This window comes from Aquimarina sp., assembly GCF_977115655.1.
The window spans coordinates 1-23,306 of the sequence record NZ_CDSBKO010000076.1 but is presented as its reverse complement, the minus strand read 5'-3'; the positions used below and the strand labels follow the sequence as shown (position 1 = coordinate 23,306).

The window sequence follows — 23,306 nt, the reverse complement described above, 5'->3', positions numbered from 1 at the left end:
CAAAAATATAGCCTATAAAGAATCTAATCAAGATGTACTTAGACGGATGCATACTTACCTTTAGTTAATCCCCGAGATTGAGCAAATGCTTTTTGGCTTTGACCTGAAATGTGATATTCTGATACTAACTTACGCATTCTTTTGGCTTCCGATAATTTAGACATCTATCTTTTTTAAACAAAAATATAGCCTATAAAGAATCTAATCAAGATGTACTTAGACGGATGCATACGGTTAAGCGACTAATTTAGTAAATAAAAACCGAATAGAAAGTCCACGAGGATTTTTGTAAGCAGGCTAAAAACAAGCAATTAATTATACGCGGTGTTTCTGCCAACATAGGCATTTTTATATTTATCGAAGATAAATAATTCATATATAGTACGCAAGACTCTTATGGGCGGGAGTGCATTTTTGACCTTGCTCAGGACAGGCTTGTTAAGCCATTAGTAAGCTCAATATCCAGAGGTAAAAGAAAAGGATACGTTCCTAGGATAGACTACTTAAATAAGAAGCAAACTTCGATTTGGTGAACCGCCTGTTACGAGACCCGTATGACCTGTCCTGAGCTTGACAAAGGATACGGTTTTGTGAGGTTTAGGGGTAAAAATCCCCTTTTCCTACTCGACTAGCCACTGGCTTTTCTTAATAAACAAAATGTCAGATTTACAGTTATAAGTCTTTTGGTCTCCTTTCCAGTAGAATTCAGTTTCCAAACTTGACATATCCATTGATAAGTTGTCTAAATGCTGATTTATTTTTTTACGCAAATAGACAATATTCCTTTTCAACTTCCAACTATTAGATATATCGTTTTCATCTGTCAGAACTAAAAAGAAGCGATTGGAAGCATCAAATCTAGCTTCTCCTTGGTTTTCATAAAACCATCTTTTCAATTCTGTAGGATTTTCTTCAGCTTCTGATATTATTGCCTTTTTATGTTCGTTTAAGTCTGATATAAAGTCTTTAGCTTCTTGTCTTTGGTCTTCTGAAACTATGTTGTGTAAGTGAAGTTTTAAAGCTTTACTTTTAAGGTCATCGGGAATATAAATCTTTAATTTCCTGCAAATTTGTTTTAATCTTGTAAGCTCATTTCCATACCCTCTTTCTTTCAATTTGTCGGCTAATAATTGTTCAGGAAAATATGTAACTTTTAAATCAAAAGGAATGTCATTAATGAAGAAGTCAATCTTTTTTACCAAACCTACTGTTGGTAGTACAGTTTCGTGGTCTTTGAAAAGGTCTTCTATTAGAATTGAAGTCCAGTGATTATACCAAGAGTTTAATGTGTAACCTCTCAAACTTAAAAGTAAACTACCTTCAATTTCTTCGTTGATTAAGTCGTAAGATTGAATTTTTTTAACGTAGTTGTTTACAATATTTTTCTCAAGACTGTTACCGAATGAACCTCCCCAGTCAAAATGTTGCAATCTATTTAATTGGTCAATTAAATAATCTTGATTTCCTACTCTTTCAGCTCTCTCTGTTCCATATTGTGAATTGATAAAAGCGTTAATTTCTTCATTGCTAATTTGTTCAATTTCAAATAATTGGGAGAAATAATCTTTAGATTTTAGTTCAGATAAATCTATGTCGTGAATTTCTGCAAACTCTTCCATAGTGTCTTTTCGAGACATACTACGTAACTTTAAAAAACGGATTCCACGAGAATCATTTTCTATGCTTGTAAAATCATTTCCTCTAAAGCAATTATCAAGTTGTTTGAAGTTCAAATTGGTCATTTAATATCCATTGCTTTTGTTCTGAGAATTTAAAATTCTCTGTTAATATTTTAAGTAGGTCAACATCTCCAATAACTATTTTATCAGAAAAAACTTTTTTCATTATTCTCAAAAATATTTCATTAGTATCCAAACCTTCTTCTTCAAGTAACCAGAATTCAATCTGTTCCTTGAATAATTTAGTTACTTCTTTATCTGTTTTGTTTCTTGTAGGTTCAGGATTAGGATTTTTTTGTAGTGTAACGAGAACATCTCCTTTTACAGTTTTGAGGCGGTTAATTTGTCTTGGTGTAAAGGATTTTTGAACGAGCCATTCATAATCTTTAAGTTCAAAACCATTTTTAATACAAGCATTTGTAATAGCTTTCCATTCTGAACCTGATAAAGAATGGTAAGTCAACGAAAAATACTTATTTGGTTTTAGGACTCTACGAACTTCTGAAAAAGCTATATTAATTTCTTTTTCGAAATTCTGAATATCCTTTTTCCTCTCCTTGCTGTCAGATATTACTATTTCATTTTCGTAATCAGGTATAAGTTTTAACCAAGAGTTCCATATAACACTTTGCTCAAAATACGGTACAGCATCTCCATACGGTGGGTCTGTAAAAATATAATCAATAGACTCACTTTTGATATTCAAATATTTAGCATCATTTTGAAGTGTTTGATAAGAATTTGAATATTGTATTGGGTAGAAGTTAAATTCTCTAACGAATTCAAATTGATTTAGGTAATCCTGTTTTCCTTTGATTATTTTTTTTAATCTATTTTCGAAATAATGAAGCACATTGTTTTCTAGGTACGTTTCTCCAATATAAAAACCGGTCATCCACGCACCTGGTGCCATTGGGCCTCTGCTTTTAATTGGTGGTAATAATTTAGAACAATTCGCTAAATTGGCAGTGAAGGCTATTTTGAGTAAGTCCTTTTCTTTACCTTTTGAATATTTATCTATTAATGATAATAGTCTTGCGTGGCAAGCTAAAGTTCTTTTTGTAAACAAGTCAGAGACATTCATTCCGCTTTTAGCCGAAATTCTAGAATTTTGAATTAATTTATTAGTTGGAAACCAGTCAGTAATTTTTTCTTTTTCTTCAAATTCAAGGTATTTGTTGGGCTCAATTTCTGAAAAGTCGAATTCTGTACATTTTCTTGAACCAACAGGTTTAAATTTGCCCATTAAAGGCACATCATTTTTGTCCCTTAAGATAGTTGTTAATTCAACTTGTTTACCCTCGTAGTTCCAACTAAACCACTTATTATTGAATGGCTCAAATTCAGATTTTATTTTATTCCATTGCTTTTCAAGAAGCTTTAAATCAACATTTTTTTCTAAAAGCTGAATGTTGATATAATTAGCTATTGGATTGAGGTCATTTGAAATTACATTCCTGTTTAAAATAAATGCTTCTGAACAGAATACTCCATACCCAGCAAAAGGATCAAGCACTGTGTCGCCTTCATTCGAATATTTTTCAATCAATTCTTTGAGGTCATTTGAGGGTTTTTTCCCCCAATATTTGTGCATTTCGTATCTGTCTCTTTTCTGTTTCAAACTTGTCAATATTTATTCTTTCAAAGGTAAGGATTATTAATTCTTTTCCGTGGTTTTTTCAGCTGTTCGTTAAGATACATAGTTTGTGGCTAACGTCAGTTTGTCTAAAAACCTATTTTTGGGCTACAATTTAATCAAATTTAAAACTGTTTAAGGACATCTTAAAACAAATTATCCCTAATTGATTGATAAATATGTATATGTTAGAAAAGCTTATTTTGGCTGATATAACCTTGATTATTTTTAAACAATAAGTAATTTCCCTTTTGAAGTATTCTTTTAACTCATTTCTGTCTAAAATATTAAAAATCCTTCTAAGATTGTAAGTTACAAACATTAAGCCTACCTCTGCACTGGCTCTTTCTGTGTGTTTTTTAGTGAGAATATAACTAAATCCCCATTGTCGCTTTATGGTTCCATATGGATGCCCCACAATAGCTTGCTGTTTGCGATAGTATTCTTTATTATTCTCTATACGTTTTTTGTTTTGGTTAATGTATTGTTGGTATTGACTTCGTTGGATTCCTTTACCTTGTTTTGCTTTAGTACATTGATCTTTTACTGTACATTGTTTACAATCTTTGGTAGCAACCATTACATCTATACCTAAATCATCAGCGGTTTTAAACTCACTTCCTGTATGGTATCCTTTATCATAAAGTGCTGTAAAATCAGTATTCTGTAAAATAGTTTTAGCTCGCCTGAGGATATTACCCATGGCCTTACTGTCATTGGTGTTGGTTACTTTATAATCAATAGGCAAGTGATGTGAATTTTTTCTTGTCAAACCCTAATTCCAAGTATATCGGTAACATTTTAATGTGATCAATGCAATTCCCGAAGTGCTCAATTAAATTGTCCGATAATATTTGATTTAAAATCTGATTTCCTCGAACTAAATTTTCCAAGCTTGAACCAAAATAAAGTTCTTTTTGCCTTATTAGAATATGAAGTAATTCGTGAGTAAATGAGTCTATACAGATTTCATCTTTTGGAATCAGAATAGTCGAATTATTGTCAAAAGAATCACAGGCATAATTTGGATAATCGGATAATTCAATAGTTATCGAATGAGTTTTGTTTAAATCATTCCATAAATCTTCATTTCGGTTATCAATAAGTCCTATTTCAGTTGGATTCATTTTCAGTATTTATGCTACAATAGAATAAGTGTATCAGTACTATATATATCCATTATATATTACTTGCAAGTCTATCGGATTTTTGATAAACTTAAAACTATTTATTGTGGTATTAGGAAGGATGGACTGTTGTAGCTTAAAGACCTGCATGGCAGGTACCACCATTACCATATCCAGAGGTAGAAGAAAAAGTATACGTTCCTGTGATGGGGTACTTAAATAAGGAGCAAACTTCGATTTGGTGAACCACCTGTTACAAGACCCGCATATCAGGTGGTACTTCGGTAAACTAGTAGAATAGTGCGAGGTGTACTCCGCTATCTAAAGATGGCGGCTATCTACACTACAGCAGTAGTTATCTTATACTTTCTCCCAATAAAAATATTTTTTCCAACCACTTTTTCCTAAAATCGGAATTCGAATTTTTAATGGTTGCAATATAAGTTACTTTAACAGGATTAATTCCGCAAAATTGCAAAGTCCCTTTTTTAAACTGATTAATTGCTGGTCTTTTCATAATTAAAAAATTGTACCATTTTGGTGTGTCAGACGTAATAATCAAACGTGCCGATTTTCCTTTTAAGAGTTTTTCTGGTAATGGTTTTTTTTCAATTGGCTGATAAGCGATGCCAGGCAGGAATGTTCTGTCAATGAACCCTTTCATTAATGCAGGATAGCCATACCACCACATTGGAAATATCCATACGATATGATCTGCTTTTTTTATTTTGTCAATTGCATTTATCAAATCGGGTTCTAATTCTATTCTTTTTCGGTAACCAAATTTTAAATTAGGATTGAACTCTAATTCAGAAATATTAATTTGGGTCAATGTAGCATCTGTTTTACTTACTCCTTTTATATATGCCTTTGATAAAGCGTAATTAAAACTCTCTTTATCGGGATGTCCATTAATTACGAGTACTTGTTTCATGTTTGTTCTATGTTTTTCACAAAGAACTATACAATGAAACTTCTTTGAAAGGACATTTGTCTAATTCTAAATTAACTTTCTTATTCGGCTTAAATGTCTTTGGGTAATACCCAAATACGATGAAAGGAAGTTAAGAGGAATTAGCTGTAAATATTCAGGTTGGTTAGTGAGTAAGTCGCGATAACGTTTTTCAGCTGTTTCTTTTTGTAACAAGAAAATTCTTTTTTCCATTTTGATATATTCTTGTTCTGCGATAAGTTTAAAAAACTTCAACCAATTAATACTTGATTGCTCTAGTTTTAAAATCTCATTTCTTGATATAGTTAAAATTTCAATATCAGTTAAAGCTTGAATATTCTCGACAGTTTTATTTTGAGATAAAAACGAAGAGTAGGCACTCACAAACGAATTAGAAAAAGTAAAACAATAGGTTACTTCTTCTTCTGATGATGAATGGTAAAATGACCTGAACAATCCAGAAGTTACAAACCCCACTTCTTTACAAGTTTGTCCTTTTTTGATAAAAAAATCTCCTTTTTTTAGTTTTTTACTAACTACTTTTTTTTCAAATAAATCAATTTCGTCTTTGGTCAGTATATTAAATGCTTCTAAATAGTTCTTCATTTTGTTTAATTCTAACTAATATTGAATTAAGTTGTTGATTTAAAGTGTTTTGATTTTGTTTCCAAATCTTCATTAGTCAATTCAAATTTATTAATTTGTGTTTGTATTCTTTTGACAATTCCAAGTTTTCTTTTTTGGTCAATGTATAGATATCCTTCTGGATTTTGATACGATATATATATATTACAACCATATTTCAAATAATTATGATGAGCTTTCCAGCGGTTGCTGTAATAGCTGATATTCTCCTGTTAAATTTCTAATTGAATTAGTAGCATTTCTTAATACTATTTTAAGTCTGCTACCATATCCATAGTCATAGAATAATAAAAGCCTCGATAAAGAGGCTTAAAATGAATCGTTTTATAAGAAATTAAAGATTTGTACAATGTTTACCATTGCTGTAGATAGTTTTCTCTGTGGTATTATATTCTTGAAATTTATATATTTATTGATTTCCCCGAATGAAGTTAATTATCGGATTTAATTACATTACATTATAAACAGATCATTTGTTATTTTCAGTATTTTTAAATGAATCTTTGATTAGATTTTTTACTTGAACAAATGCAATTTTACAGAGCTAAGGAATATCAATATTTACTTGGTTGAATTTTCCTTCGATTATAACCATAGTAGCAACTAAAAAGTAAATAAAACATACCATTAGATACTGTCCCCCTAACTCAATCGGGAAAGACCAATTTGTAAGTAACTCAGGGGTAATAGGAACTTCAGAATCTTTTGGAAAAAAACTTATAATGCTAAGTGAGGCGTTTGAGATAGCATGAAATCCAACGGCAAAAATCATGCTTCCTTCAGATTTATTATAAAGCCAGTTAAAAATGAATGTCCAGGGAAAAACAAAAGCAAGTACATATATAAACGGGACATTATGTATTCCTTCTCCCATCCAATAGGTAGGTAAATGCCATAGTAAATGAACTACAGCTAAAATAAGTGAAGCTAAAATAGGAGAGAAATGACGTTGTAATCTTGGTAACGCAAAGCCTCTCCAACCTAGTTCTTCTCCAAAACCAGCAATAAGAAAAGAGGGGATTATTGCACTTAACCAATAAGAAACAGGAAGTATTGCAGGAGATAATTCACCAAAATAAAATATTTGCCATAATGAGCGTCCGGTAAAATGGATTGAGGCTGGAAGTAATAATAATAGTAACCACCAATACCACCTTATTTTAAAACGTTTAAAGCGACCTAATAATTGAAAAACCCCTTTTTTCTTGTAAAAGTAACCTGTTAAAATTAATGATGTTATAGAGGGAGCCCAAATTCCTAATAATATGATTAGAAGAATATCTGTTTGATGACCAAGGAAAAATAATGTCCATGATAATCCATAGGTCAAAGTAAAAAATGTGATAAGTTCCCGCTTAGAGTTATTTTTTGTTGAGTTCATAAATTAATAGGATTAATGAATTTTCAACAAACATACATTTTAAGAGTAAATAAAATCAAAGCAACTTTGTGCCATATCATGATATAGCACAAAAAATTATTTTAGATGTAGCTTTTGAAATTCTTTTGGCGTTAACCCTGTGTGTGTTTTAAAAAGATGATTAAATCTACTGTTGGATTTAAACCCAGATTCTTGAGCTATTCCAAAAATAGTAAGATTTTTATTGTTTGGATCAGCTAATCTTTTCTTCACATCATCAAAACGAAATTTAAAAACATACTCTGAAAAGCTCATCTGTAAATTTTGGTTAATTATCTGTGAGATATATTTTGGGTCAATGTCAACATATTGGGAAAATGTTTTGAGAGTTAGATTTTTTTGAAGATACAGTTTGTCATCTCTCATGGCAGCCGTAATGTTAGCAAGATATTCTTTTGATTTTTCTTCTGAAATTTGTGAAGTTCTATATTTTGTGGGAGTAATGCCGAAATCATTAGTGCTATTCATTTCTTTATAAGCTAAATAAAAAATGGGTACCACCAATAATGATGTAAAGCTTTGTGTCACATTATTCGAGACAATCTTAGTTCCCATAGCTTCTAGTACAGATAAACTAAAATTGATTACAATCAATATGGCAAACACAATGATAGATGGTAAAATCCAATTGTAATATTGCTTAGCTTTTTTATAATTATCTATACAGTATTTTATAGACAGGAACAGATAGATGCTCATTTGGGTAAAAGCAACAAATGGTATTATTTGTGTGAACCACCTCCACCTAAAAAAAATATCAACCCCGGCTAGAATCATAAAAGGGAATGTGTTTAAATATATTAAGTGATTTTTCGCCTTTTTTTGATTATATATTACATATAAGTAAATAACAGGACAGATAAACCACATTAAATTATTCGAAATATATTCTAATGGGGAATTTTGAAAATAGATTCCTATAAGATTATGACAAGTGTTTAATGAAATAATAGCAATTGAAAAGCACAAGAATGCGATCAATCTATTTAATATCCGAATACTCTTTGATTTCAAGATGAAATGGAAACAAAGAAACAATCCTTGCACAGTAATAATTAGATTTAATATTGCAAGAACTTTTATAGTCATTGATTTATTATTTTAATGAAGGTCAGGAGATAGTTTTGATGTTCATTTGTTCAAACTTCATTCAAATACTCCAATAATTGATTCAACTTCCATTAATTTCAGTCAATGAAATTAAAAGGATTTTTTTATATGGAGAATTATCTACAATATCAGTTTGTCTAAAAACCCTGTTTTAGTTTTTTCAAATATAAGCTTGATTTATGATACGATGCTATTTTTTAATAATTTCATGGTATTAAATTTATAGAAGGAAGTAACCGATACCAAACCCATCTTTTTCCTATTTCTTTAGAGGATGCTATAGGTCCTGATAATGAGGTTCGTTTCATGGATCTATTTGTAGGTAGTTTAACATTAGCAGATTTTGAGTTTATATTAGAATTTACAGAAAACGGCAGTTTGTCCAAAAACTTCGTTTATATTTTATATTTGGTTAAATTTAAGCCGATTTGTTGACTTTTGAATATCTCTTAGTCTTGATTGATGAAAATATATGGTTGTCTCAAAACACCTTATTTGGATCGTTATGACATCAATTAAGGTTAAAATACCTGCGATACCCGTTTTTAGGTATTGGAGTAAGTAATTTTTTTCAATATACAGTTTGTCATTTTTTATTCAATTTTTCAACTTTATCTTTAGCATCTTTATTGTTTGGGTCAAGTTCTAATATTTTTTCATAACATGTTTTCGCCTTGTCGGTATAACCTTTAACGATGTAGGCTTCAGCAAGACTATCCCACACATTTAAAGATTGTGGATGATTTTTTGCGTTAATCTCAAATAGTGAAACAGCAATATCCGGTATTTGCCTTTCATACAGGGCAACATATCCAATTGTATTTACGAAATTCTCATCCGGTTTAATTTCTAAAAACAACTCTTTATAAGTTTTTGCGTTGTAGTTATCTAAAACTTCGGGGTTTTTGGTTGCTTCGTTGAGGTCAATTTCATAGGGTTTGAAGATATATCGAAGTCCATAATAGGTTGCAGGTATTGGTACGGTAAGGTGCTTTTCATCTGCAAAATATTTGAAACCTACTTGTAAATCGGGAGATTTATTTTCTTTCAAAAGGTTATAAAACTGCTCCCCCCATTTATAATGTCTTTTATCATCTTGCAGATTATTAGCTAATCCGATAAATATTCGGGCTTTAATATCTGTTTTTTTTGATAAGATTTCTTTTCCTTTTTTTCCAATGTAATTGTGATCCCAAAACCAAGAAGGGTCAATGAGTAAATAATAACTAAACATTTTTGGATTTTCCAGTAAACAATGTAAAGCAAATAGTCCCCCCATCGAATGTCCTATAATCATACTTTGAGAAACTGTTCTGTAAGATTTATTTATTTCAGGCATTAATTCTTTATTTATGAAGTTCATAAAATCATTTGCCCCACCACTGTTTTTGAATGCGGTAATATTTTCATTGTCTAAATAACTCAAAGAATTGGTAGGAGTGAAATCTCTTGTCCTATCGGTATTTTCTATGGAAACAATAATCAGTTCGGGGATTTGTAACTTAAGATTATAAGCAGAGTGCATAGATTGTGCAATTCCCGAAACTTCTAAAAATTTACTTCTTTCCCCATCTAAAACATAAGCAACTATATATTTTTTATTTGGATTAGTTTTGTAAGAAGAAGGTAGATAGACAGAATACAATCTTTTTTCATTGAGTATTTTAGACTGAATTGAATAACGTTGTCCTGCAATAATCAAACTATCGTCTGACTGTGCAAGAATATTTACACTCATTAAAATAAAACACCAAATTAGGATTAGCATTATTTTGTTTTTAAGCATATTTGTTGATTTTAATATTGAAATTGTTTTCATTAAAGACGGTTCTATTTATAGTTTTCGTTTGTCAAGTTCCATTCAGAGGTAAATCCAGCCTTTTTCTCAAAAGAAAAATCATGCGTTGTATTTAAACCTGTGCGAACATTTTTGTGCGACAAATACGGAATGTAATTTTCAAAAACTTTTTTAGATAAATTTTGTATTACCACAGGATTTCCATTTTTTCCTTTCACCATACTCATTGTAACATTTATGTTAGATGTTGAAAACGTAATATTTCCATCTTTTTTTTCAAAGTTTATTTTGTTTTTTTTACTTGTTAAAATAGTGTCAAATCCGGCAATGTTAACAGTTTTTAGAATATTTTCAATGGAGTGTTTTTGTTTATTAGTCGTTGTCTCAGAAAAATAGTATTCTCCCCACTCTCCAGCATAACCTGATAAAATAACTTTAACTCCTTTTAAGTCTATATTGTCGAATTGCCCTTCATGAATTTCAAGCAAACTATTTAACTTACAAAAAGAGTTAGTCATAGGTAGTCCAAATGGACATGGACAAGGAGCATTGCAACTGCAACTTTCATGATAAGTAGCTTTTATAGACCATTGTTGTTTTATTGATTTTTGATGACATCCTGAAAATAAAATTATTATTGCGATTAAAGATATGTTTTTTGCCATTGATTTTTTTAAGGGAGGTTAAAATTGTTGCGTATATTTTGTTGATAGTTGTTATTCTTTCTGTTTTTATTGTGATGTAAGGTTTTTTATGTTTCAATGCGAGGCCATTTCCAAGCATAGTGTATAATCAGGCAAAGAATGACAACTTCTATAAAAGCGCCGAGCATCATGTGCATCCATGCCTCTCCTGCCAAATTAAACAGTGAATAAGGGATATATACTACGGCAATACTAATATTTGTCCGGCGGTTCATTTTTGCAGGCAGGGCAACAGAAAAGAAAATCATCAGAGCCGGAATGGTTACTGAGGCTAGTGCTGCTAAAAGAAATTCTTGTGTGATATCAAATACAAACACCTTGCCTGCCAACATATCTTCTAATGCACCCGGCATAAAAAGGTGAAAATAATCAACATAGATATAGAGAAACATAAAACTTGCCCACAGCGTAGCAAGCTTTAGTCTTAAATTGACTTTGATGTCTTTTAGCCCATTTTGTTGTGTTTGTGGTGTGTTCATAACATTGACAACTAAAAATTAAAACCAAAATGCAGTCCCGGTTCAGGTGTCCATTTTTGCCACTTATCATCTTTTTGTTTAAATCCGTCAGGCATTTTGGTGTAATAAGGACGACCGGCAATACCAAATGATGGTTCTATAAAAAACCTATCCTTAAAGAGTTTGATGTGATAGCCAACCCGATAAGTGTTGAATATATGAAAACCATTATCCACCTTATCACCTTCTTGATTCACAAATTTTTGCCACATTGGCATTACGTGTACAGCTGCGTAAAGACCTTTCCAAAAATACCTTTGATAAGCAATACCAATACCATATTCTCTTATATATCCGGGAAATTTCTCTTCCGAATTTCCGTATGATTTGTTTAAAAACGGATTAATACCAAGTGGCCAGGCATATTTCCAGGTGATTAATTCAAGAGAAACCACATTCTTTCCTGTAATTCGATACCCTAAATTGAGTTGAGCAAAATCGGGAGGGTTTGTTTTTGCAAAATTACCTAATAAAAACATTGTACTACCAACAAAATGTTTTTTATAAGTACTGTCTTGTTTGGCATATTGTGCATTCATTTGTAAACTGCTAGCCAATACTATGGCAAGTACAATCCATAAATTTTTCTTTTGCATTACTTTACTTTTTTGTTAATCAGTATTGCAAAAGTAGATCGATGTGATTCGATAACTCGTTCACTTAAGTGAAGAAATACGGTTTAGTTCTTTTTTTCAATAATTCTTGCCCGTAGTCTGCTTAATGATTGGGGTTTGATACCTAAATAGCTTGCTAATTGGTGTTGTGGAACCCGCTGAATAAGGTCAGGTCTTTTTTGTAATAAATTTAAGTATCGTTCTTCAGGAGAAGAAGTTTTAAATTCGTCAAAGTCTATTCGTTGTTTTGCTAAAAGTTCTTCGGATAATATTCTACACATTATTTCAAACTTTGGGAATTTACTGTTTATTTCTGCTTCCATATCAGAATTGGAAATAGTGAGTATAGTGTCTTCTGTACAACTTACATAATATTCTGACGGAGTTTTTCTTATTACAGATGGGGGGGTCAAAACTTCCATTTCGGTATAGAAAGCTGTGGTTTTCTCTTCTCCGTCTATAATGTAATAAGTTCTGATACAACCGTTTAAGATAAAGTAGCTTTCTTTCGATTTTTGTCCTTCTTTGAGTAAAACCGTTCCTTTTTTTACCGAGTGAAACAAGTCTAACGAGAGTAATGCGTTCTTCTCCTCATCTGTAAGAGAAATGTATTTTGCTATAAAGCCAAATAGTATGTTTTGCATCATATCTGATATTGTTATTATTGTTATTTTACACTTGCCACCAATGGTTAGTACAAGAGCAATAGCAAATTAAACGCTATTGCTTTTATATAATACCATTTTAACTTTGAAATAGCACTAATAAATTATTTCTTTTTTATCTGTTCTTCGTTAAAAAATATAACCGTAACTACAGATATGCTTGATACCAGATCAAGTCTGGCACAAGCTTTTTACCTTGAATACTTAAAAAACAAATTCAATTTCTATACGCACTATTTCAAAGTTAAAATGGTATAATGTGTATATCCGGCATGGGCATCTTTTATTTATCGAAGATAAATAATTCATCCAGAGGGTGCAAGTCTGTTATGAGAAGGGATACTGTTCGATTAGGGATTAAATATGGGCAAGCCTTATGCTTAGAGTAGAATCCGAATGGGAGGGATGGGCAGTAGTTTAAAGACCTGTATGGCAGGTACCACCATTACCATATCCAGAGGTAGAAGAAAAGTATACGTTCCTATGATGGAGTACTTAAATAAGGAGCAAACTTCGATTTGGTGAACCACCTGTTACGAGACCCGCATATCAGGTGGTACTTCGGTAAGCTTAGCAGAACTGTGCGAGGTGCACTCCGCTATCTAAGGATGGCGGAGCTATCTATCTGATGTGTGCTGTGAGTTGCACAATGCAACGTAACTAAAATAAAGATAGAAGTAGGTTGGAACGCAGGAAACCTAAACAAAGTATTAAGCCCCCCAAGCAGGAAGGACCTGCAAGGCGATTACTAATATTTGTTTAGGTGACGTATGAATCTGTAGTAGTGCTGAATGTTTTGTAATGAAACAGGAGCGAACATTGTTAATCAGCAACAACTTATTCCTCCGCTTGATTCCGTTCCACAACAACTTGCTTTTTCAGATGTCGTGTTTTCTTCGCTCCCACAACATCCACTATCAGTCGTTTCACAACAGCTACCTTCGTCCAATTTGTCCGCATAGATTGTTACACTATAAATTCCCGAACCTGATTGTTTGAATTCGTTCAATTCTTGTTGATTTAGGTATTTTAACAACAAATCGTCTGGCAAGTCTATTTTCCGTTCTTTTTTAATTTGGATGTTCTTAAAACCTGCCGATTTGATAATTCCTAAATATTCCCTTTTTTCACTTGCTCCTGACACGCAACCTGAATATAGTTCAGCCACCTCCAAAATACCATTGGGAAGTGAGCCAACATAAACAATGTCGGAAATACTAAAATGCCCGCCTGTTTTTAAAGTCCTGAAAACTTCGTTAAATGCTTTTTCCTTGTTAGGCACAAGGTTCATCACGCAGTTGCTTATAACCACATCTGCTACGGAACTCGGGATATTCTGCATATTCTCGATTTCTCCTAATACAAATTCTACATTTTGATACCCTAATTTTTGGTTGTTTTGCAAAGCACGTATTACCATTTCAGGTGTCATATCAATACCAATTACCTTTCCTGTTTCGCCTACAATTCTGCGAGCAATAAATGCATCATTTCCTGCACCTGAACCAAGATCGATAACTGTGTCGCCTTCATTAATATAGGCGATTTCTGTAGGAAGTCCACAACCCAAGGATAAGTCCGAGTCTTTTTCATAACCTTCTATGTTTTCATAGTTTTCAGCCATTGAAGTGCTAAATTCGTCTGTCGTGCAACATCCAGAATCTGTTGAACAGCAACCTACTTGAATAGTACCTTTAGCAATGTTTCCGTAGGATTTTTTAATTTCTTCTTTAATTGTTTCTGTTTTCATTTTTTTTGAAATTTAATTGTTTATTAATTCGGTTATCGATGAAAGCATTTTTGGATGCGTTTCATTTTCTAATTCAAAGTATGTTTTATCTCCAATTCTGTCAATTACATTAGTGGTCTTTACCATTTCTTGGTACGTATCGTAGCAAAGCAAGGCTTCTTTCATTTTTTGGATATTGGCATTGTCCAATTTTTCGGTTACGATAATATCTTCTTTTTTAGTCCAAGTAACTCTTGGTATTCCACCTTCAAAGAACATAGGGAGTCCAGTATCTATAATTGTGAAATATGCAAGTCGTTTCCAAAATTGCAGTGTATCTTTTTTACCCAAAAAAAGCCTTTTAATGATATGATGCAGGGTAATATGGTCGTGATGTCCGCTACCTCCGTGAACAGGATAGGTAATTACTATATTGGGTTGGTAATGTTGCAACCACTTTAGTATTTCGGTTTCAAGATGAAATGGATTGATCTTTGTAAGTCCACCATCTTGATAGTCTAAAATGGTCATTTCTGAAATGCCTAAAGTTTTTTGCACTTTTTGCATTTCTTTTTCTCTTACTGCTCCCATTTCTTTAACAGACAAACCAAGGTTATGCCTTACTTTGGTAGCTCCTCCTTTGGTTAGTGTCAGAAGAATAACCTCGTTTCCTTCTTTAACCTGTTTGTCGATAGCTCCTGCAGGTCCAAATGATTCGTCATCAGGATGTGGAAAGATGTACATAATTTTCATTTCTGTCTTTTTAACTGTTTATATAAACACGCAAGACAGAGGAAAAAGACGCAAAAAAAGCGAGCATTGGCTCGCTTTTGAAAGTAATCTTAGTCGCAACTTTTACTACCACGCGTTTTGTTTCCAAATCAGACTGACAACATTTTGTTTTATTGCAGTATTTGATTTTTGTTTTTCGGTTATTTTTTAGTCATTTATTCTTATATATACTGCAAGCGAAGTAGTAAAAACAACCAAATCAATGATTATATTTTTTTATTGTTGTTAGAATTTTTGGATTTTGGCAATATTGCCCTTAAAAGTATATGTTATAGAAGTATAAAAAGGATACAAATTAGGAACAACCACAATTTTTACCTTCTGTGTCGCTCAAGTTTCCATAACTGTCGCTTGAATAGTTGCAACAAGCTAATATAAGCTCTTTCAGTTTTTCTTTGCCTCTCTGCACTCTTGATTTTGCACCTGAGTAGGAAATATTAAGCTGTTCTGCCAAATCTTTTTGACTGATATTTTCAAATTCCGATTTTGTCAATGCGACTTGGTATTTATCTGGAAGTTGTTTGATAAAAGGTTTTATGCAACAATCTGCAATAGTAGCGTTTAAGGATTCGGTTTCCTCTTCGGAAATAAGCGTGTATTCATTTTCTATGTTATTTTTTTTAACAGATTTTCTAAAGTGGTCGATTGTGGTGTTTCGTGTTATTCCATAAATGTATTGCTGTACACTTTTAGCTTCAGCTATTTTGTCGGCATTGTGGATTATTTTAAGAAATACGTCCTGTAAAATATCATTGGCTATATTTTCGTCCTTTACTTTTTTTAGGATGAAGTTTTTTAATTCTTTATGGAAATCGTTCCAAATATTTTCGGTTATATCATTCATTCAGATTGTCAATTTGTTCGATACTAACCTTATGACGTAGAAAAGTTAAAAAGGACGCAAAATGTTTCTTCAGCATTGCAGTTGACGGTTTTATGTATGATTTCGTTACGTGTTTCAACAAGTAATTTAGCAAATAAAAACCAAATAGAAAGTCCGCGAGGATTTTCGTAAGTAAATCGGAACTAGCAATGAATTATAAACGGAGTGTGTGCCAAGCATGGGCATCTTTTATTTACCGAAGATAAATAATCAATTTATAGGGTGCAAGTCCTTTATGGTGGGGAGTAGCCCTTCGACCTTGCTCAGGGCAGCTTTATTGAACTCTTAGATTGATCCAGATGAAGCAGGGAGGAGACGAAACGTAAGAATCTGATTTGATTTGGTGAACCGCCGTATACGAGACCCGTATGACCTGCCCTGAACTTGACGAAGGATATGGTTTTGTTAGAGGCTTAGGAGTCAAATCTCCCTTTTCCTACTCGACTGTAGCCAGCTTTTCTATCCAATTATTCTTTTCATTAACCATTCAACTGGTCCATTTTTTCTATTCTTTAACCAATATGTAGCAAATAAAACGCACAATAAGCTGAATACTAAAGCATAAGATACTGAAAATGCTATTGGATAATTCCCCATTTTTTCTGGGTTAAGTAACTCAATTATCCCCATACCAACAATTACGTGTGCCACATAAAAAGTAAGAGCTAATTGTCCCGTTTTATTAAGAGCCAAAATTATTATGTTCGTTGGATATCTTTTTCCAATTATGATACAAGTTGATATTATTGATATGGAGATTGCAATTCCATTAAACATATAAATAGGTAATGGTGGCATTGGACTTGTTCCAATGATTTCTGTCAATTCACCTACAGATTGTTCGTTTCCTTTTGATAAAATTGAAATAAATGAGTATGATAAAATTTGAATTACTATAAAAGCTATTGAGCTAACCCAAAATGCTTTTTTGATAAATCGGTCATTTTTCAAATCCTGTTTACCAAACCAAAAGCCAAAAAGCATAAAAGAAACCCAAGGAATTACCGGGTGAAAACCATTTAAAAATAAGTTTCTAAAAAAACCATTAAATGTCCAAAAATCGAGATACTCTAAAGTGTCAAAATTCCATCCTGTTTTATAATCCCAAAAGCTAATGAGTAATGGGTAAATAAAGATGAATACAATTAATGAGATTAAAATTACTTTTTCATTTCTTTTTAATAAAAGAAGTATTATAAGCATATAAATACTGTAAAAATGCAAAATATCTGCTGGCCAAACTAGTATATATGTAAATCCTAGAATAAATAAGAATAATGCTCTTTTAAATATTTTTATTCGAATAATTTTTAACTTCTGGCTGTCATTATTTTTTAATGCAGTATTAGTCATTAAAGCAAGTCCAACTCCTGCTAAAACCACAAATGTTGCAGCAGCCTTACCATCAAAAATATTTGCGATGGATTTTAGCCAGCTCGACCCGTTCTGACCAAATACAACTTTAAAGTTCACTATTATCATTCCGATAATAGCTAAAGCTCTTGCTAAATCAATTCCAGAAATACGCACAGATTGTTTTTTTATATTGTATTGCATCGAATTAAAAATTTAATCCACCTTCAATACCAAAACCTATGGAGTGGTTAAGCACTTTTGAATTGGAAAGTTTACCTATAATATTAAACCCTATTACGAATCCTAAATCATTGAATGGTACATAAAGAAGTCCGGTTGATGCATTTCCTCCGATCAGAAATCGAGTATTTTTATCAGTAGAAATTCGTTCAATCGATTCTGCTCCTAAGAATCCCCCTAATCCAAGGTTAAAATAAACCCCGCCACCTAAGTGTTCATAGCCATCAAACCCAAACCCAAGCGAATAAGTGTCTACATCTTTTATGTTTTTTTTCTCTAAAAAGCTACCATCTATATTTGTACTCCCAAAACTTAATGTAATAGGAATAACAAACTCTTTTGCTTCTTTCTGAAATTCTCGATATTGTATGGAAGTGCTTTGATAATTTCTACTTACGACATGCTTATAGGTAATCATGTGTAATTGATTTATCAACAATGAATCTGACTTTGTTTGACCAAAAACAGACAAAGGAAGTAAGGAAAAGAGCGTAACGTAAATAAAATATTTTGCATGTCGCATATCATTCTTTTTTATTAAAAAATCATGAAGCAAAATAAAGCCAAAGCCAAAGCATAAAATTTGACTTACATCAAATAATTAAATTTTTGCTCTAATACGACTTAGTGTTTCTAATGAGATATTTAGATAGGAAGCAATATGCTGAAGTTTAATATGTTTTAGTAGGTCTGGGGCAATTGATAGCAGTTTTTGATACCTTTCAGTAGCATTAAGTAATCTTAAGTCATGCATATCTTCTTCTAACGCCGCTGCATGGATTTCTGTTAATAGCAAATCAAGTTTTATAAGTTTAGGAAAATTTACTTTAGCTTTTTCCCAATCCTTTTTTTGGGTTACTTTAACTTCTACATCAGTTATACAGTCAATAAATTCATTACTTGGTTGCTGAAAGGTATAGCTATTAAAAGCAACTGCTATATCATCTGCAAAAAAGAAATCTGTGATAACTTCTTTCCCTTCCTTTAAGTAATATTTTCGGGCTATTCCGCTAATGATGTGATAGCTGTTTTTACATATATAACCTTCGTTAAGAAGAATATCACCCTTTTTGAAATGTTTTATTACTTCTATCTTGTTCAGCAAATCGATTGTTGCTTTATCAAATGAAGTTATAAGTTTTTCAATTTTTTTAATATGTTCTACCATTTAGAGACTTTATAAATATACACAGACCTTTCGATTTTGACCTAAACTACGCATTACGTTTAGGTTTTGTTGAACTATTTTATTTCGCTGTGAATTTCCAGTTTAGTTTATTTTCAAGCACATTTTGCTCGTCTGTTGTCAATCACATCATAGCAATTACTTGACCAAATTTTTGGGTATCATCATATAGAAAGTCCACCATCCTAATTTTCCTGTTCGCTAATTGGTTATTACAAATCTTAAATACACTCTCGTGTAGCCAATCGTCTTCATATTTAGGATTGAATGGAACTAAAGAACCATCGGTTTGAGCGATTTGAATTGCGTCTAATTTCATATCTGGCTCGTATGGTCTTTTAAACATTTCGGAATAATGTTGTTTACGTAATTCATAAATTTTGTCGAAGATTTTTAAGTGATAGTCCAGTTATATTTATCAAAAAAACCAACTTTTCGTAAAATCCCTATATTTTTTATGACTTGCTATCTCTATTGTTATCATATCGTTCTAATTCTTTGACTAACTCATCAGTCTATAAAAAAAACTGATATTTAATTGTTCATTCAATTCATTTTCTATTGTTTTTTTATCAAAATTATAGTCCTTCATATATTTAATAACAGTCGCTTTAACCAATGCTTCATCATACATCGTTTTCCAATTACTATATGCTTGTTTATTCATTTCATCTTTTACTTTATCAAAAATGATTGTCCCGCTTTCTTGAAGTTCAGAACGATATTTTTCTACAACATGATTTACAAATGAATGATTAAATTCGTGTAAAATTGTTGGAAAATAATCTTTCATTTCATAATTCGGCTGTCATTTTCCCAAGGTTTATTTTTTCGGCTTTTGTAAATTCTATTTCTCGGACAAATTCCATCTTTTTCCACAAGTACGTATTTCCTTTTAGTCCATTTGTTATTTTCATTCTGCGGTTCAGTCGTGTAATTTCCTTTTTGGTAGCTTTTCTTTTTTCTCCAAGTTCTCCATAGAGCTTAATTGCTGGAAACTCTGAAAATTTTTCTTTGAACAATGATATGATCCAAAATATTCGTCCGCTATTCACTCCGAGTAGGCATACTTTTGGGTTTTCCTTTGCGTGTTTTGGTAATTTTGATGGAAATTTTTCGAAATAAAATCCAGTTTGATTGTCATTCAAGAACAACGAACCAATTGGTGTCACGGTCGGATTATTTTCAGAGTCAACTGATGCAACCGAAACATAAAAGTTAGAACTGAAACTTTTATTAAAGTGTTTTCTGATTTTATTCCAATCCGTTTTGATGTCCATTTAGAGTTCTGTTTTTAGCTTGTTTCCAGCGCTAAATGTAAAATGTATTTTAATGCGTTTTTACATAGTGTGTGTACCCAACATGGGTATCTTTATATTTATTTATCGAAGATAAATAATTAATCCAGAGGGTGCAAGTTCCTTATGCGCAGGGGTAACCTTTTGACCTTGCTTGGTACTGAGATACACGAACCGCATATTGAGGTTATTAGAGGATAAGTAGGCACGCTTCGGTAAGCTCAACGCATAGTATCACTGCAAAGTCCAAAATGCTGTTTTTTTTCAGTAGGTATCGAAATAGTAGATGCGGCGGGGATCGAGAGGAAGAAGATGTCATTACCTGAAGGGCCAGATACTACCATTACCATATCCAGAAGTAAAAGAAAAGGATACGTTCCTATGGTTGACTACTTAAATAAGGAGCAAACTTCGATTTGGTGAACCGCCTGTTACGAGACCCGTATGGCAGGTGGTACTTCGATAAACTCAGTAGAGCTGTGTGAGGTGCACTCCGCTATCTAATGATGGCGGAGCCATCTACACGATTGTAGGTAGTTTTTATAGTTTATATCCTATTCCGAATTTCAGAATATTAATGTTCGTATTGTAACTTATATCTGGAACTCCATTTTCAACTCCGATTTTCACAAAATCATATTGTGCCTGCATAAAGAATTTTTCAGATAAATCATATGCAATTCCTAAATTAAAATTAAAACCACCTTCGCTGTCGTCAATATCATCAGGCAATTCAGCATCTCGATTGTCCGCCCAATCTGCATTAAAAATAAGTATAGAATATCCAATTCCGACTTGAGGATGAAGTTTTTCTAAATTCGGAATATTAAACTCTGCAAATAAGCGAGGTTGAATGGGAATAATTTTTACGTCAAACAGTTGATTGAGGTCGGTTGCACCTGATTTAGTGTTTTTAAAAAATCCAAAATTCGCAGACACTCCTAAATTCAGTACTTCTTTTTGCAGAAATCTGTAATTGATACCCAAATCAATAATTCCGTTATAGTTGTCTCCCAAAAAATTATCTCCAATAGCGATTGGGAAATTAGCCTCAATGTCAAATTTAGATTCTTGGGCGTTTAAATTTAGAGCTAAAAATAAAGTTAAAATCCAATAGAGTTTTGATTTCATTAGTTAAGTCAAGTTTTGTTAATGTTTAATTTCAGTTTGTTGGGTAAATTACCTACAACGTTAAGGCTATGAGTAGTTGCGTGACTAAGATACAACTTTTGCAAGTACACACCAAACTGAAAATTTCGCAGGAATTTTCATATGTAGACCAAGCCTAAGCAATTACTTATAGCCAGTGTGTGTGCCTTGAATGGTAAATATAGTTCATTTAGATGAACGTCCCAAAGGGTTAAAGTCCCGTATGCACGGAGTCGTGTCCGTAAGCAAAGTAAGTGGCAAGGTGGTTTAGGGTGACCTATACACTAAAGTAAGCCGGACTACGTAGTTGGTACTGACGAACAGAAACTGGATACCGAGGCTATTTTAATTTGGATAAGCTAGCACATCATAGTAACGTCCACAAGAAAGGGTTAAGATAGTAGATTCAGCAGGCATTAACTAGAGGGTATTTATCTTACCGAGGGAGGTCTCTACAACTACGAGTTGGTTAAGTAGAGAAGTCAGCAGAAGTCATAGTACTTATGGGAAACGAGTTGCAAATAGAAATTGCATAGGTCTCACAAGTAAGGAAGGACAGAACGTATTCTTTTTGGAAATTCGCATAGGAGCTTTCTAAAGTAGCCTATGTTTAAAGTACAGAATAGTCGTTATCGGTGTAAAGAGCGATACGAAGATGGAGTACGAACCGCCGTATACGAGACCCGTACGTACGGTGGTGTGAGAGCCTCAACACGGTAAATTAATTTACCGTGTCGGGCTACTCGATTAGCGGTTGTTTTTTATTTCATCTAAAAGTCGTTTTACCTGTGAATCACCAAATCCATAGATGCTTTCACGTTTGTTGAATTCCCTAAAAACTGGTACAAATGACTCAGTTTCTAACTCTTTCATTATTTCTATTAAAGATTGTATTGGTCGTCCCGGATTGTTTTCATTGGGAATTCTATCTATATGTGCCTCAACTGCCTTATATATGAAAGGAAATTCAGCTTCTAATTCTTTGGCTGTCTTGATTAATTTTTTTGTGTCATTTTTCTGATATGAATTCCAAAGACTGGCAATTTTTTCTATGTCAATAATTTGAGTTCTTTGCTCAAAAGCTTTAATAAGCTCAAATTCATTTAGTCCACCAAATCCATATTGAGTGTGGACAGTAGGTCTAATTAGGAAAACATTGCAATCCTGTACAGAATTCAGTATCAGATTTATACTAAACCAAAAATTCACTTGGCAAAATAAGTCATCTTCAAACCACAAGTTAATCTCTGTTCTCTTAGGTATTTTTTGAATTTTTTCAAATTCAGATACAGATTTAGAATAGTAATCCTCAATGGAATAGTCACCGTATACAGTTATAAATTTGGCACGAACCTTAAATAACTCATCTAAAGAGTCACTTTCAACTTCTCCATCGACAAGACATTCGCGAGCAACAATTACTTCCCCATCAATTTGTTTAGGAAACTGTTGTCTTAGACAATCTCCATTTAATATGTGATACTGATTTTTCATTAGTCTGTCTTTTTAATAACCGCTAACACTAAGTGTAAGATGAGCGATAGCATCTTTGATTAAATCGTTTGCGCAGCGATAGCGAAGACAAACTATTTGAGCAATGCATTCTTACATAGTGTTATGTTTAGTTTATTTGTCCAAAGCTAAGGAATTTTTCTTTTCCATCCAGTGGGACAAATAAAACGGTGTTTCAAAAAGCACCCAAAATAACAGCAACCCAAAACGTTTTTAATTGCCAGTGTAGCCTATTACATATGTATGCATCCGTCTAAGTACATCTTGATTAGATTCTTTATAGGCTATATTTT

The 23,306-nt window shown here is 32.5% G+C and carries 24 protein-coding genes and 1 pseudogene; all 25 read right to left on the bottom strand.

Annotation, left to right across the window (positions count from 1 at the left end):
• Positions 1-620 precede the first annotated feature (620 nt).
• A complete protein-coding gene (locus ACZIYX_RS21625) occupies positions 621-1,742 on the bottom strand; it encodes a hypothetical protein (RefSeq protein ID WP_462684345.1) in 1,122 nt (373 codons plus the stop codon).
• Complete coding sequence (locus tag ACZIYX_RS21620; protein ID WP_462684344.1) at positions 1,714-3,300, bottom strand: DNA methyltransferase; 1,587 nt, start codon at positions 3,298-3,300, stop codon at positions 1,714-1,716. Before ACZIYX_RS21620 ends, ACZIYX_RS21625 begins: the two co-directional genes overlap by 29 nt.
• A 295-nt stretch (positions 3,301-3,595) precedes the next feature.
• A pseudogene (locus tag ACZIYX_RS21615) lies at positions 3,596-4,069 on the bottom strand (transposase); the annotation flags it as partial.
• Positions 4,053-4,442 (bottom strand): hypothetical protein, encoded by a 390-nt coding sequence (locus ACZIYX_RS21610; RefSeq protein ID WP_462684343.1) that lies wholly within the window; start codon positions 4,440-4,442, stop codon positions 4,053-4,055. The gene ACZIYX_RS21610 and the pseudogene ACZIYX_RS21615, both read right to left, overlap by 17 nt.
• Before the next feature lie 355 nt (positions 4,443-4,797).
• Positions 4,798-5,376, bottom strand: coding sequence for an NAD(P)H-dependent oxidoreductase (locus ACZIYX_RS21605; RefSeq protein ID WP_462684342.1), 579 nt, complete (start codon positions 5,374-5,376; stop codon positions 4,798-4,800).
• Positions 5,377-5,442: 66 nt separating this feature from the next.
• Entirely contained in the window at positions 5,443-6,000 is a 558-nt protein-coding gene (locus ACZIYX_RS21600) for a Crp/Fnr family transcriptional regulator (RefSeq protein WP_462684341.1), read from the bottom strand.
• A gap of 583 nt (positions 6,001-6,583) precedes the next feature.
• A complete protein-coding gene (locus tag ACZIYX_RS21595) occupies positions 6,584-7,420 on the bottom strand; it encodes a CPBP family intramembrane glutamic endopeptidase (RefSeq protein WP_462684340.1) in 837 nt (278 codons plus the stop codon).
• A gap of 96 nt (positions 7,421-7,516) precedes the next feature.
• A complete protein-coding gene (locus tag ACZIYX_RS21590) occupies positions 7,517-8,014 on the bottom strand; it encodes a helix-turn-helix domain-containing protein (protein ID WP_462684339.1) in 498 nt (165 codons plus the stop codon).
• 761 nt (positions 8,015-8,775) lie between these two features.
• Positions 8,776-8,955 carry a hypothetical protein gene (locus ACZIYX_RS21585; protein ID WP_462684338.1) on the bottom strand — a complete coding sequence of 60 codons (180 nt, stop codon included), beginning with the start codon at positions 8,953-8,955 and terminating at the stop codon, positions 8,776-8,778.
• Positions 8,956-9,155: 200 nt separating this feature from the next.
• Entirely contained in the window at positions 9,156-10,388 is a 1,233-nt protein-coding gene (locus ACZIYX_RS21580; RefSeq protein ID WP_462684337.1) for an alpha/beta hydrolase-fold protein, read from the bottom strand.
• Positions 10,389-10,399: 11 nt separating this feature from the next.
• Positions 10,400-11,032 (bottom strand): DUF1326 domain-containing protein, encoded by a 633-nt coding sequence (locus ACZIYX_RS21575; protein WP_462684336.1) that lies wholly within the window; start codon positions 11,030-11,032, stop codon positions 10,400-10,402.
• 86 nt (positions 11,033-11,118) lie between these two features.
• Positions 11,119-11,550 carry a DUF6326 family protein gene (locus ACZIYX_RS21570; RefSeq protein ID WP_462684335.1) on the bottom strand — a complete coding sequence of 144 codons (432 nt, stop codon included), beginning with the start codon at positions 11,548-11,550 and terminating at the stop codon, positions 11,119-11,121.
• A gap of 11 nt (positions 11,551-11,561) precedes the next feature.
• Positions 11,562-12,185, bottom strand: a complete 624-nt coding sequence (locus ACZIYX_RS21565; RefSeq protein WP_462684334.1) for a hypothetical protein — start codon at positions 12,183-12,185, stop codon at positions 11,562-11,564.
• Between the two features lie 83 nt (positions 12,186-12,268).
• Positions 12,269-12,850, bottom strand: a complete 582-nt coding sequence (locus ACZIYX_RS21560; RefSeq protein ID WP_462684333.1) for a Crp/Fnr family transcriptional regulator — start codon at positions 12,848-12,850, stop codon at positions 12,269-12,271.
• 844 nt (positions 12,851-13,694) lie between these two features.
• A complete protein-coding gene (gene arsM, locus ACZIYX_RS21555; protein WP_462684332.1) occupies positions 13,695-14,618 on the bottom strand; it encodes an arsenite methyltransferase in 924 nt (307 codons plus the stop codon).
• A 12-nt stretch (positions 14,619-14,630) separates the two neighbouring features.
• Positions 14,631-15,350: a PIG-L deacetylase family protein gene (locus ACZIYX_RS21550; RefSeq protein ID WP_462684331.1), complete on the bottom strand. Its 720-nt coding sequence runs from the start codon at positions 15,348-15,350 to the stop codon at positions 14,631-14,633.
• Positions 15,351-15,684: 334 nt separating this feature from the next.
• Positions 15,685-16,233: an RNA polymerase sigma factor SigZ gene (gene sigZ / locus ACZIYX_RS21545; protein WP_462684330.1), complete on the bottom strand. Its 549-nt coding sequence runs from the start codon at positions 16,231-16,233 to the stop codon at positions 15,685-15,687.
• A gap of 498 nt (positions 16,234-16,731) precedes the next feature.
• The gene (locus ACZIYX_RS21540) at positions 16,732-17,829 is read right to left on the bottom strand and encodes a DUF418 domain-containing protein (RefSeq protein ID WP_462684329.1); all 1,098 of its coding nucleotides are present in this window, start codon (positions 17,827-17,829) and stop codon (positions 16,732-16,734) included.
• Positions 17,830-17,833: 4 nt separating this feature from the next.
• Complete coding sequence (locus ACZIYX_RS21535; RefSeq protein ID WP_462684328.1) at positions 17,834-18,391, bottom strand: hypothetical protein; 558 nt, start codon at positions 18,389-18,391, stop codon at positions 17,834-17,836.
• 78 nt (positions 18,392-18,469) lie between these two features.
• Positions 18,470-19,036 (bottom strand): Crp/Fnr family transcriptional regulator, encoded by a 567-nt coding sequence (locus ACZIYX_RS21530; protein ID WP_462684327.1) that lies wholly within the window; start codon positions 19,034-19,036, stop codon positions 18,470-18,472.
• A 142-nt stretch (positions 19,037-19,178) separates the two neighbouring features.
• Entirely contained in the window at positions 19,179-19,373 is a 195-nt protein-coding gene (locus tag ACZIYX_RS21525; RefSeq protein WP_462684326.1) for a hypothetical protein, read from the bottom strand.
• 183 nt (positions 19,374-19,556) lie between these two features.
• Positions 19,557-19,847, bottom strand: coding sequence for a DUF4932 domain-containing protein (locus ACZIYX_RS21520; protein WP_462684325.1), 291 nt, complete (start codon positions 19,845-19,847; stop codon positions 19,557-19,559).
• Position 19,848: 1 nt separating this feature from the next.
• Positions 19,849-20,334, bottom strand: a complete 486-nt coding sequence (locus ACZIYX_RS21515; protein WP_462684324.1) for a pyridoxamine 5'-phosphate oxidase family protein — start codon at positions 20,332-20,334, stop codon at positions 19,849-19,851.
• A 558-nt stretch (positions 20,335-20,892) separates the two neighbouring features.
• Positions 20,893-21,483: an outer membrane beta-barrel protein gene (locus tag ACZIYX_RS21510; protein ID WP_462684323.1), complete on the bottom strand. Its 591-nt coding sequence runs from the start codon at positions 21,481-21,483 to the stop codon at positions 20,893-20,895.
• Positions 21,484-22,248: 765 nt separating this feature from the next.
• Complete coding sequence (locus ACZIYX_RS21505; RefSeq protein WP_462684322.1) at positions 22,249-22,995, bottom strand: DUF1835 domain-containing protein; 747 nt, start codon at positions 22,993-22,995, stop codon at positions 22,249-22,251.
• Positions 22,996-23,306: the final 311 nt, after the last annotated feature.